Source organism: Thioalkalivibrio sp. ALE14 (genome assembly GCF_000376845.1).
In the GTDB taxonomy this organism is placed as follows: Bacteria; Pseudomonadota; Gammaproteobacteria; order Ectothiorhodospirales; family Ectothiorhodospiraceae; genus Thioalkalivibrio.
On the sequence record NZ_AQXY01000025.1, the window covers coordinates 180,898 to 192,907 of the forward strand.

7 protein-coding genes and 1 pseudogene are annotated in these 12,010 nt (G+C 63.1%); 5 read left to right on the forward strand and 3 right to left on the reverse strand.

Annotated features, from left to right (window positions below; genetic code table 11):
• Nucleotides 1-226 precede the first annotated feature (226 nt).
• From aat to trxB, 3 genes are all read right to left on the reverse strand, one after another.
• Nucleotides 227-982 carry a leucyl/phenylalanyl-tRNA--protein transferase gene (aat, locus tag F572_RS0105925; protein WP_017941739.1) on the reverse strand — a complete coding sequence of 252 codons (756 nt, stop codon included), beginning with the start codon at nt 980-982 and terminating at the stop codon, nt 227-229.
• Between the two features lie 441 nt (nt 983-1,423).
• Complete coding sequence (locus F572_RS0105930) at nt 1,424-2,671, reverse strand: GNAT family N-acetyltransferase (RefSeq protein ID WP_017941740.1); 1,248 nt, start codon at nt 2,669-2,671, stop codon at nt 1,424-1,426.
• 4 nt (nt 2,672-2,675) lie between these two features.
• The gene (gene trxB / locus F572_RS0105935) at nt 2,676-3,794 is read right to left on the reverse strand and encodes a thioredoxin-disulfide reductase (protein WP_017941741.1); all 1,119 of its coding nucleotides are present in this window, start codon (nt 3,792-3,794) and stop codon (nt 2,676-2,678) included.
• Between the two features lie 690 nt (nt 3,795-4,484).
• Between trxB and F572_RS0105940 the strand changes: the two genes are divergently transcribed.
• From F572_RS0105940 to F572_RS0105950, 5 genes and pseudogenes are all read left to right on the forward strand, one after another.
• A complete protein-coding gene (locus F572_RS0105940; RefSeq protein ID WP_017941742.1) occupies nt 4,485-7,379 on the forward strand; it encodes a ribonucleoside-diphosphate reductase subunit alpha in 2,895 nt (964 codons plus the stop codon).
• A gap of 109 nt (nt 7,380-7,488) precedes the next feature.
• The gene (locus F572_RS0105945; RefSeq protein ID WP_017941743.1) at nt 7,489-8,727 is read left to right on the forward strand and encodes a ribonucleotide-diphosphate reductase subunit beta; all 1,239 of its coding nucleotides are present in this window, start codon (nt 7,489-7,491) and stop codon (nt 8,725-8,727) included.
• Between the two features lie 167 nt (nt 8,728-8,894).
• On the forward strand, nt 8,895-10,082 hold the full coding sequence (locus F572_RS15645) for a hypothetical protein (protein WP_155984568.1): 1,188 nt from the start codon (nt 8,895-8,897) through the stop codon (nt 10,080-10,082).
• A gap of 195 nt (nt 10,083-10,277) precedes the next feature.
• Nucleotides 10,278-11,252 (forward strand): hypothetical protein, encoded by a 975-nt coding sequence (locus F572_RS15650; protein WP_155983845.1) that lies wholly within the window; start codon nt 10,278-10,280, stop codon nt 11,250-11,252.
• Between the two features lie 182 nt (nt 11,253-11,434).
• Nucleotides 11,435-12,010: pseudogene (locus F572_RS0105950) on the forward strand (IS481 family transposase); the annotation flags it as partial.

A 12,010-nucleotide genomic window follows, 5' to 3' on the forward strand; every position in this document is an offset into this window, starting at 1 on the left:
TACCGTTCAAACTTCGAGATGAGAAAGGACTCGGGGGCCAATCTACAGAACAGGTTCGTGACCTCAGGAGCCTGACGGGTTACCCGAGCCCAATACGGTTCATGGTAGCGATCCGTGAACCGCAAGACACAAGGAGCCTGCTTGCAGGCGAAGCCCCTGCCCGCGTCCGACTTTGGCAGGGGCATTCGCCTGCCAGCAGGCTCCTACCGGGGCGTCCGGGGTCGCGTTACGAGGGGGTGTTCCAGCCAGGGTCGAGGGGGCTCAGGGTCGGGTCGGTGCGCCATGGGCCGGGTTCGACGGGTTCGTTTGCGATGTCGCGGATGCGGGCGATGAACTCGTGGCGGGGCAGGGTCACGGCCCCCAGGTTGAGAAGATGGGCGGTCTCCATCTGCACGTCCACCAGCGGCCAGCCCCAGGCGACCAGGTGGCGGCTGAGCCAGGCGAGCGCGATCTTGGATGCGTCGCGCTCGCGCGAGAACATGGACTCGCCGCAGAACAGCCGCCCCACGGCCACGCCATAGAGCCCGCCGATCAGGCGCGGGCCATCCCAGACCTCCACCGAGTGTGCGTGCCCCGTGCGGTGCAGGGCGATGTAGGCCTGCTGCATGCTGGCGGTGATCCAGGTTCCGTCGGCGTAGTCGCGCGGCGCGGCGCAGGCCTCGATCACGGCCTCGAAGGCGCGATCAAAGCTGACCGTGTAGCCACGGTTGCGGATCGCCTTCTTCAGGCTGCGGTGCAGGCGGAAGTGACCCGGCTCCAGCACCGCGCGCGGGTCCGGGCTCCACCACAGGATCGGCTGCCCGGCCTCGAACCAGGGGAAGATGCCGGAACGGTAGGCGTTGAGCAGGCGCGGCACGGAGAGATCGCCCCCGGCGGCCAGCAGGCCGTTCGGCTCGACCAGGGCATGGGCCGGGTCCGGGAACGGCGCCTCCGGATGCTCCGGGTCCAGCCAGGGCAGGGTGATCTGCGGCCCGCCGTTCATGCGGCACCCCCGTGCAAGACCTGAGACTGGCGGCACGCGTCTTGTAGGAGCCTGCTTGCAGGTGAACGGCCTGTGGCGGAGCCCCTCGCGGGCAGGGGCTTCGCGGGCGAGCCCGCTCCTACAGGGCGATCCGGGTTCTTTGTGCGCGGCCAGAGGGTCGAGCGCAGGGGTATCGGTGAGGTCTGGAGATCGCGGCTCTTCGCTGCGCTGCGTCCGGGATGACGGGGTGGGGCGCTGCGGTTGGGATGATGGATCTGGGTGCCCCGGCGGCATTGTAGGAGCCTGCTCGCAGGCGAACGGCCTGTGGCGGAGACCCGGGCGGGCAGGGGCTTCGCCTGCGAGCAGGCTCCTACGGGGGGTGGGGGCGCGGTGGTGGGTAGCGCGCGGGTCGGGTGGGTGTTCGTCTGCGCGCGGGCACCGGCGGACGGGTGTGGGGAGCGGTCAGCGGTCGGGTTCATCGTCGGGTTGGACCTGCCGGTAGGGCGAGTGTTCGTGCAGGCGTTCGCAGTGGGCCTGCATCATCTGGGCCTCGCGTTCGCAGAAGTCGCGCACCGGCTGGTCGAAGCCCTCGGTCAGGATCATGTGGGCGGAGTACGTGGGCGTGGGCAGGAAGCCGCGCGGGATCTTGTGTTCGCCCTGGGCGCCGGGCTCGAAGCGGGTCAGGCCTTCGCGGATGCAGAATTCGATGCCCTGGTAGTAGCAGGTCTCGAAGTGCAGGTCGGCCAGCTCCTCGGTGCAGCCCCAGAAGCGCCCGTAAAGGGTGTCGTGGCTGCGATAGCAAAGGGCGGCGGCGATGGTCTCGTCGTCGCCCACCGCGCCGGGTCGCCGGGCCTCGAACAGCACCACCTGATCGCCCAGCGCCGCTGCCGTCTCCACGAAGAAGGCCTCCGACAGCGTCGGGATGCCCATGTGCTTCTCGAAGGTGTCGACGTAGAAGCGGTGAAAGCGCGCCCAGTCCTCGGCCTCGCCGGTCGCGCCCGTCAGGGTGCGAAAGACGATCCCGGCCTCCTGCACGCGGCGGCGTTCGCGCTTGATGTTCTTGCGCTTCTTCGAGCTGAGCGCGCCGAGGAAGGCGTCGAAGTCCGCGTAGCCCCCGTTCGGGGCATTGGTCCAGTGGTACTGGCAGCCCATGCGCTCGGCCAGGCCCAGCTCGCGGGTCACGTCCAGGTCGTCGGCATTGGGGAACAGGATGTTCACGCCGGAGGCGTTCAGCTCGCGCCCGTGGGTGGCAAGGGCACGCACGAGCAGGGTGCGCAGGTGATCGAAGTCCGGCGCCTCCGGGTGCACCAGCAGGCGCGGCCCGGTGGCGGGGGTGTAGGGGACGGAGACGACCAGCTTGGGGTAGTAGTTGAGCCCGTGGCGGTTCCACGCGCCTTCCCAGGCGAAGTCGAACACGAACTCGCCGTAGTTGTTGGTCTTGGCATAGGCGGGTGCCGCCGCGACGAGCTGGTCGTCGCGGAAGATCAGCACATGCTGCGGGAACCAGCCGAACTGCCGGCCCAGACACTCGTGGCGCTCCAGGCCTTCCAGGAAGGCATGGCGCAGGAACGGCTCGGTGCCGCCAGTCAGGGCATCCCAGGCGGCCGGGTCCACCTCGGCCAGGCCGTCGCGCAGCTCGACGCGCTCGGTGGTGGCGCCCGAGTCGTCCTCCGGCGGGTGCGGTGCCTGGGTATCGCCCTCGGCGCTCACGCGATCAACCGAGCTTGTCCAGGTACTTCTCCGCGTCCAGTGCGGCCATGCAGCCGGTGCCGGCGGAGGTCACCGCCTGGCGGTACACGTGATCCATCACGTCGCCGGCGGCGAACACGCCCGGCACGGAGGTCGCGGTGGCATTGCCGTTCAGCCCGCTTTGCACCTTGATATAGCCGCCTTCCATGTCCAGCTGGCCCTGGAAGATGTCGGTGTTCGGCTTGTGGCCGATGGCGATGAACACGCCCATCAGTTCGACATCCTTGGTCTCGCCGCTCTGGGCGTGCTTGATGCGCATGCCGGTCACGCCGGTCTCGTCACCCAGGATCTCGTCCAGGTTGTGGTTCCACTCGATGGTGACGTTGCCGTTCTTCTCCTTCTCGAATAGCTTGTCCTGCAGGATCTTCTCCGCGCGCAGCGAATCGCGTCGGTGTACCAGGGTCACCTCGGAGGCGATGTTCGACAGGTACAGCGCCTCCTCGACCGCGGTGTTGCCGCCGCCGATCACCGCGACCTTCTGGTTGCGGTAGAAGAAGCCGTCGCAGGTGGCGCAGGCGGACACGCCCTTGCCGGCGAAGGTGGTCTCGGACTCCAGCCCCAGGTACTGGGCGGAGGCCCCGGTGCAGATGATCAGGGCATCACAGGTGTACTCCCCGGAGTCGCCGATCAGGCGGTAGGGCTTGTCCTTCAGCTGCACCGTGTGGATGTGGTCGAAGATCACCTCGGTGTCGAAGCGCTCGGCGTGCTTCTGCATGCGCTGCATCAGTTCGGGGCCCTGCACGCCCTCGTTGTCGCCCGGCCAGTTGTCCACGTCGGTGGTGGTCATCAGCTGGCCGCCCTGTTCCAGCCCGGTGATCACGACCGGGTTCAGGTTGGCGCGCGCGGCGTAGACCGCGGCGGTCCAGCCGGCCGGGCCGGAGCCCAGGATCAGCAGCGGGCAGTGGCGCGGTTCCTTCTCGCTGCCGCCCTTTTTCGGCTTGGATTCGCTGTCGCCGCCCAGCTGGACGGCCCCGGTGGCGGCCTGCACGGACCCGGTGGCGCTGGCCATCTTCGGGGTCTCGGTCTGGGCCTTGCCGGATTCGTTCTTCTTTTTGTCCTTCTTGGACTTCTTGGCGTCGCTCATGGCGCTCTCCGTCTCGCAACGTTGAATTCGGTGGCAGTGGCGGCGTGGCCGGCCCTGCGTGTCATGCACACGATACCGGATCGTCGGGCGGCGCCCGGGTTCCGTCTATCGGGTGGCGGGATCCCCAGGAGCCTGTCGACTTTGGGACGGATCTGCTGCGCGTGCGGGAGAGCGGTCCCTTTCTCCGCTCTTTCTCGTTACATAGCCCCACTATGCGCCTCGAAAGACCGAAAAAAGGGCCTCGCTCTCCCGCTACGCTCGCGACGATCGGCCAAACCCGACAGGCCCCTGGACGGCCCGCACGCGGCGGGGCGTCCGGATCGGGGATCGATATGGCGGGGATTATTGGGACGCCGGGCGGCTTTGTCCAACGAGGTCACGGGTGTCGCGGGAACGCCGCCGTGGACCGGACGCGGATCTGGTTCCAGTAATCGCGGACGATAAAACATTTTCATGATCGCGCCGCCCGCATGAGCGCCCGGGCAGTCACTACATCAGCGTTTGGTGGATAACCCGGGCGGCTCTTCGGGAATGGCGGCAGGACGGGGAATCGCCGTTTTTATCCACAGCTTGCCCACGGGTTGTGCGCGGCTTGTTCTTTCGCGAACCACTATATCTAGTGGCTATGCAGTTTCGGATCCCCGATCTATAGTACTTCACGTTCGATCCAACACCACCCGCGAGGCCGTCATGAACAGCGAACCCTACACCGCCGAAGCCCACGAGGGCACCCAGTACCCGCCGCAGGCCGAACCGTCGGCCGAGGTCCTGGCGACCAGCCCGGGCCAGCACCAGGTGATTCGCCGCAATGGCAAGGTGACCGGCTTCGATGCCTCCAAGATCGAGGTCGCGGTGACCAAGGCCTTCCTCGCGGTGGAGGGCGGCAATGCCGCGGCCAGCCGCCGCATCCACGAGGTGTCGAAGGAAGTCGCCGGGCAGGTGGTGGACAGCCTGTTCCGCCGCGCCGGCACCCAGGGCATGACCGTCCACATCGAGGATATCCAGGACCAGGTGGAACTGGCCCTGATGCGCGGCGGCCACCACAAGGTCGCGCGGGCCTACGTGATCTACCGCGAGCAGCAGGCGCAAAAGCGCGCCGCCGAAGCCGCCGAGCAGTCCCCGGAAGAGCAGGAAGCGGCCGCCACCCTGAACGTGACCCGTGCCGACGGCACCCAGGCCCCGCTGGACGAGGAGCGTCTGCAGGCGGTGGTCGCCGAGGCCTGCGCCGGCATCGACCAGGTGGACGGCGAGAAGATCCTGACCGAGGCCCGCCGCAACCTGTTCGACGGCGTGGCCGAGAAGGACGTCTCCACCGCGCTGGTGATGGCCGCGCGCGTGATGATCGAGAAGGAGCCGAACTACTCCGAGGTTACCGCGCGGTTGCTGATGGACGCGCTGCGCCGCGAGGCCCTGAGCTTCGTGCACGACCGTCCGGAAGAGGCCACCCAGGCGCAGCTGGCCGAGCGTTACGGCGAGTACTTCGGCGCCTACATCAAGCGCGCCGCCGAGCTGGAGCTGGTCGACAGCGAGCTGACCCGCTACGACCTCGAGCGCCTGGGCGCCGCGCTCAAGCCCGAGCGCGACCTGCAGTTCACCTACCTGGGCCTGCAGACCCTGTATGACCGCTACTTCATCCACTCGGACGGCACGCGCTTCGAGCTGCCGCAGGCGTTCTTCATGCGCGTGGCGATGGGCCTGGCGATCAACGAGATCGACCGCGAGGCGCGCGCGATCGAGTTCTACAACCTGCTGAGCTCGTTCGACTTCATGAGCTCCACGCCGACCCTGTTCAACTCCGGCACCCTGCGTCCGCAGCTCTCCAGCTGTTACCTGACCAGCGTCCCGGACGACCTCGACGGCATCTACAGCGCCATCCGCGACAACGCGCTGCTGTCCAAGTTTGCCGGCGGGCTCGGCAACGACTGGACCCGCGTGCGCGGCATGGGCGCCCACATCAAGGGCACCAACGGCAAGTCGCAGGGCGTGGTCCCGTTCCTCAAGGTCGCCAACGACACCGCGGTGGCGGTGAACCAGGGCGGCAAGCGCAAGGGGGCCGTGTGCGCCTACCTCGAGACCTGGCACATCGATGTCGAGGAGTTCATCGAGCTGCGCAAGAACACCGGCGACGACCGCCGCCGCACCCACGACATGAACAGCGCCAACTGGATCCCGGACCTGTTCATGAAGCGCGTGGCCGAGGACGGCGACTGGACCCTGTTCTCCCCGAACGAGACCCCGGACCTGCACGACCTGGTCGGCACTGACTTCGAGAAGCGCTACTGCGAATACGAAGAGAAGGCCGCGCGCGGCGAGCTGCGCGTGCACAAGACCATGAAGGCCGTGGACCTGTGGCGGAAGATGCTCGGCATGCTGTTCGAGACCGGCCATCCGTGGATGACCTTCAAGGACCCGTGCAACCTGCGCAGCCCGCAGCAACACACCGGCGTGGTCCACAGCTCGAACCTGTGCACCGAGATCACCCTGAACACCTCGGATGACGAGATCGCGGTGTGCAACCTGGGCTCGATCAACCTGGCCGCGCACGTGAACGAGGCCGGCGAGCTGGATCAGGACAAGCTCGAGCAGACCGTGAACACGGCCATGCGCATGCTCGACAACGTGATCGACTACAACTACTACTCCGTGCCGCAGGCGCGGCGCTCCAACCTGCGCCACCGCCCGGTGGGGCTGGGGATCATGGGTTTCCAGGATGCGCTGTACAAGCTGCGCATGCCGTATGCGTCCGAGGGCGCCGTGGAGTTCGCCGATACCTCCATGGAGGCGGTGTCCTACTACGCGATCAAGGCCTCGACCGACCTGGCCGAGGAGCGCGGGCGCTACGAGAGCTTCCCCGGCAGCCTGTGGAGCCAGGGCATCCTGCCGATCGACTCGGTGAAGAAGCTGGCCGACTCGCGCGGCGAGTACCTGCAGATGGACACCACCCAGCGCCTGGACTGGGACACCCTGCGCAAGCGGGTGAAGAAGATCGGCATGCGCAACTCCAACACCATGGCGATCGCCCCGACCGCGACCATCTCCAACATCTGCGGGGTCAGCCAGTCGATCGAGCCGACCTACCAGAACCTGTTCGTCAAATCGAACCTGTCGGGCGAGTTCACCGTGATCAACCCGTACCTGGTGCGCGACCTGAAAGACCGCGAGCTGTGGGACGAGGTGATGGTCAACGACCTCAAGTACTACGACGGCTCGGTGCAGCCGCTGGACCGCGTGCCGGAGGACATCAAGGCCCTGTACGCCACCGCGTTCGAGCTGGACACCCGCTGGCTGGTCGAGGCCGCCTCGCGCCGACAGAAGTGGATCGACCAGGCGCAGAGCCTGAACCTGTACATGGCCGAGCCCTCCGGGCCCAAGCTGGACGCCCTGTACAAGCTGGCCTGGGTGCGCGGGTTGAAGACGACCTACTACCTGCGCTCCATGGGCGCGACCCACGTGGAAAAGAGCACCGTGGCCGACTCCTCGCGCGCCAACAAGCTGAACGCCGTCTCCGGCGGCCAGCAGGCGTCCGAGCCCGAGGCGCCCAAGGCGTGCTCCATCCTCGACCCGGACTGCGAGGCCTGCCAGTAAGGCAGGCCCCGCGCGGGCACGCACCGACACCGAACGACGCACTGACACGACTCATTGAACAAAGGCCCGGCCACCGCGCCGGGCCGCCACCGAAAGAAGAGGGGACACTATGCTTTCCTGGGACGATCCGATCGCAGCCATCAAGGGCGAAGGCCAGCAAGAGCCCGCCGTACGCCCGGGCATGGGCTTTCAGGAGAACGAAGCCCTGATGAGCACCGCCGGCGCCGCACCGAGCGTCTCGCCGGAGCCGGAGAACGCCGGCCAGCCGCTGGCCGAGCCGAACGAAGAGGCCCTGACCGGCACCGGTCTGGAAGACATCGAGATGGGTGCCGAGCGCATCCGCGTGGATGACAAGAAGATCATCAACTGCCACGCGGACCTCAACCAGCTCGTGCCCTTCAAGTACAAGTGGGCCTGGCAGAAGTACCTGGATGGCTGCGCCAACCACTGGATGCCGCAGGAAATCAACATGAACGCGGACATCGCCCTGTGGAAGGACCCGAATGGTCTGACCGAGGACGAGCGCACCATCGTCAAGCGCAACCTGGGCTTCTTCTCCACCGCCGACTCGCTGGTGGCGAACAACCTGGTGCTGGCCGTGTACCGCCACATCACCAACCCCGAGTGCCGCCAGTACCTGCTGCGCCAGGCCTTCGAGGAGGCGCTGCACACCCACGCCTACCAGTACTGCGTGGAGTCGCTGGGCCTGGACGAAGGCGAGATCTTCAACATGTACCGCGAGGTGCCTTCCGTGGCCACCAAGGCCGAGTGGGCCCTGCCGTTCACCAAGCACCTGGCGGACCCGAACTTCCGCACCGGCACCCCGGATGCGGACCAGAAGCTGCTGCGCGAACTGATTGCCTTCTACGTGGTGTTCGAGGGCATCTTCTTCTACGTCGGCTTCGTGCAGATCCTCTCCATGGGCCGGCGCAACAAGATGACCGGCGTGGCCGAGCAGTTCCAGTACATCCTGCGCGACGAGTCCATGCACATGAACTTCGGCATCGACGTGATCAACCAGATCAAGGTCGAGAACCCGCACCTGTGGACCGAAGACTTCAAGAACGAGATGCGCACCCTGATCAGCGACGCAGTGGAGCTGGAGGCGCAGTACGCGCGCGACACCATGCCGCGTGGCGTGCTCGGCATGAACGCGCAGATGTTCGAGGAATACCTGCACTTCATCGCCAACCGCCGCTGCGCGCAGATCGGCCTGGCCGAGCTGTACCCGGGGGCCGACAACCCGTTCCCGTGGATGAGCGAAGTGCTCGATCTGAAGAAGGAGAAGAACTTCTTTGAGACGCGGGTTACCGAGTATCAGACGGGTGGGGCGTTGAGCTGGGATTGAGGCGGCGAAGCTGACCCGATGGAACGGAGCCAGGGAGATGGCACTCAGCAACAGAAAAGGGCGCCATGTGGCGCCCTTTTTTATGATCTCGTTTTGGCTGGCAATAGGTCAGGTCTGACCCCGAGATGTTGCGAGCAATCACTTCTAATCTAGGGAGATCGTAGAATATGGCGGCTCGCGAGAATCAATTTGAGAATCATGGCGTTCATACCGCTCTATCGCAGCTAGATGCAGCACTGCAGACGAAAGGTGACCAGGATCTTACTGAAGACGCGGTGGATAACCTTGACCGGCTACGACAAGCTACCGCATTTATTCAATCCAGACTAGACATCGCTAGCCCGAGTTTGACTCCAAAAAACCGTCTCGACCAGATCCAAAAATCCGTGCAAGCCAGCCTGGGCGAAATCAATCAGTTTCATAGTAACGACAATCAAGCGCACTTGGCTAATGCGTCGAACCACATTGACACAGCGATAAGTCACGCGGCCGCTGTGATCTCGTTGGAGCAGCCCGACCCATCCGTAAAAGCCGAAGACGCGGTAAGTTTCAAATCTCTTGCTGAAGAAGTAATCGCCTCACTTCGTGAAAAGGCAAATGACGTTAGGGAGCGGGTAGAGCGGGCTGAATCAAATGTTCACGAACTAGACGCGAAATATGAAGAACAAAACACAAAACTCGGTACTTTGCAGTCGACGTTAAATTCAAAAATGCAAGAACTGGAAGCGCAATTCGCGGCCGAGCAGGCCGAGCGATCGACCGAATTCGAGTCCCAAGCAGAGAAAATTCAGAGCGCAGCGGATGAGGAGCTATTATCTATCAAAAAATCCGCGGATGAGACGCTGACTGGATTGTCGGAAAAGAAAAGTGAAGCGGAACGAATAGTGAGTCTGATTGGAAATATTGGTCTGACAGGGAATTTCAAAGGTGCCGCATCACGCGAGAAGAAGTCGGCAGACCGTCTGCGCATAATTGCTCTCGCCTGTTTTCTTGGGATGGTGGTGGTTGTTTTAGCAACGTTGTTCGTGTCTGTTGAAAATGGATTCGATCCATGGCTCGCTCTTTTCCGCCTTGGGGCGGCTCTTAGCTTGATCGTTCCAGCCGCGTATGCAGCGCGAGAGTCATCGCGGCACCGCACGCGGGAAAATAAGAATCGCCAAGCCGAGCTTGAACTTGCCAGTATTGACGCTTATTTGGAGACGTTACCAGAAGATAAAAGAATGGAAATCAAGGCAGACCTTACGGGTAAGTTTTTCGGTCATGATACCGAAGATGAAAAAAATGAACGAGATGTAACATCTGATTCTCTAGCGGGTTTATTGAAAGAAGCAATAAATGCGCTCGGACGACGATGAGCGGGGGCAAAGAATAGCGCACCCATGATCTTCTTGACGGTCTGGGCTGGCCGCGCCAGGCTTCGGGGAAGGCGCGTTGACCAATAAAATGTAGTCGAGCTATGGGGTCAAACCTTGTCAATTTCCCGGCTGGGAACGTGCAGCGGAGAGAACGACAAGATTTGACGCCGTGATACCCAGTAGGAAGGAGCAGTGGTGGCAAAGTATATCGAACATATCATGGAAAGGGACCGTGAGTGGAGAAAAGCAGAAGAAAGTTCCTCTCAATTAATAAAAAACGCTTTGGAGGCGGTCGATGGCGCGATCTGGTTGGTTGCTGGTCGGAGGTACGCGCTCGCAGTGACGTCTCTTCATAATTCTGTTGAGCTTATATTTAAGGCCGAACTAGAGAAAATACATCGGATCCTGATCGCGGACAATAGGAGGCTAGATTATAAAACCCTTAAACGCCTTTTGCGGGATGCGTTCAAACAGCATCCTCAGGGGGCCGATATGGATATTGAAGAGTTCGATATCGACAGGACGATTACGTTTGCGGATTCGTTTGATCGTGTTATGGATCTCTATCCGAGGCTAAATGATTGGAAAACGGAGATAAAGCGTCTGCAGGCCGTTCGAAACGATATAGTGCATTACGGAGGTGATCTAAGTAAAAGGGAGGAGTACGAATATCTCATAGCGGCAGTGGCTATCCCGTTGCTGTCGGAATTCTTGTCTGACTCGAGCGATATCGACTTGTCGGCGTTTTTGGGAAGAGATGTTTCGAGGGAATTGGATGTGGCCAAGAAGGTCTGTCGATTAAGGGGAAACGTGGGCCGTTCTGTAGAGATCGATGCTTTGAAAACAGTTAGGGCGGTGGTGTTATTTCGTGAGGTGGATTTTCCAGAGCCAACAGATAGCGATGGTTGGATACAAGGGGCGGATGAGCGTGAGGCAGAGGCCGCGAGCTCGTTAAGGGCGGAACTTCGAAAAGAATTTAAAGGGAATTTAATTGAAAGTTCATGCAGGATCTGTGGTTCTGCGTATTGCTTAGTGGGGTTTGTGGATGCGGAAGAGACGGAGGGGGATGATAGTTGGCCTGTGGTAGTTGCCTGTCCAGGTTGCGGTTTGAGCCTGTCGCGCGATGAGAGTTTGTTAGTGCGAGAGCATTATGGCCCGCTTGACGAATGACGGGATCGAGGGGGCGCTACAAAAAAGGGAAGAAGAGGACACCCATGATTTCTTGACGGTCTGATGCGGTCTGTCTAGGTGTTGGGTAACGGCTGATTCTATACCGCACGAGAAGGCACCCCTGTTTCGTGGCCGGGAGTGGCTGAGTATCGTGTGCGACGACCCCACGCAGGAGGGATAGCATGGCGAGCACGATCCATTCGAACGCGCGCACCACCCCTCAGATCCGGCGAGAGCTGCAGGAGGCACCGCCTGGCGTGAGCGACCCCGAGCTGGCCCGGCGCTACGGCATTACCCGCATGACCGTGCGCAAGTGGCGCTACCGCCGGGACGTGGAGGACCACTCTCATTGCCCCAAGCGGCTGCACACGACCCTGACACCGGAGCAGGAAGCGATCGTGGTCCAGGTTCGGGAAATGGCCCTGCTGTCGCTGGACGACCTGCTGATCGTGGCGCGCGAGTTCCTGAACCCGGAGCTGAGCCGGGCAGCGCTGGCGCGCTGCCTGCGCCGGCACGGCGTGGCTGACGTGCGGGCCCTGCAGCGGGAACGCGACGGGGAACCCGAGGAACCGGCGCACAAGCCATTCAAGGACTACGTGCCGGGCTTTGTGCATGTCGACGTGAAGTACCTGCCGCAGATGGCGGACCAGGCCTCGAGGGGCTATCTGTTCGTCGCCATCGACCGGGCCAGCCGTTGGGTCTATCTGGAGGTACGGCGCACCAAGAGCGCCGAGGCCGCGCGCGGCTTCCTGAAGAAG

Excerpts from the sequence above, each read along its gene's own strand:
- aat (WP_017941739.1), bottom strand. The coding sequence starts at position 982 with ATGAACGGCGGGCCGCAGATCACCCTGCCCTGGCTGGACCCGGAGCAT.
- trxB (WP_017941741.1), bottom strand. The coding sequence starts at position 3,794 with ATGAGCGACGCCAAGAAGTCCAAGAAGGACAAAAAGAAGAACGAATCC.
- F572_RS0105940 (WP_017941742.1), top strand. The coding sequence starts at position 4,485 with ATGAACAGCGAACCCTACACCGCCGAAGCCCACGAGGGCACCCAGTAC.
- F572_RS0105945 (WP_017941743.1), top strand. The coding sequence starts at position 7,489 with ATGCTTTCCTGGGACGATCCGATCGCAGCCATCAAGGGCGAAGGCCAG.
- F572_RS15645 (WP_155984568.1), top strand. The coding sequence starts at position 8,895 with ATGGCGGCTCGCGAGAATCAATTTGAGAATCATGGCGTTCATACCGCT.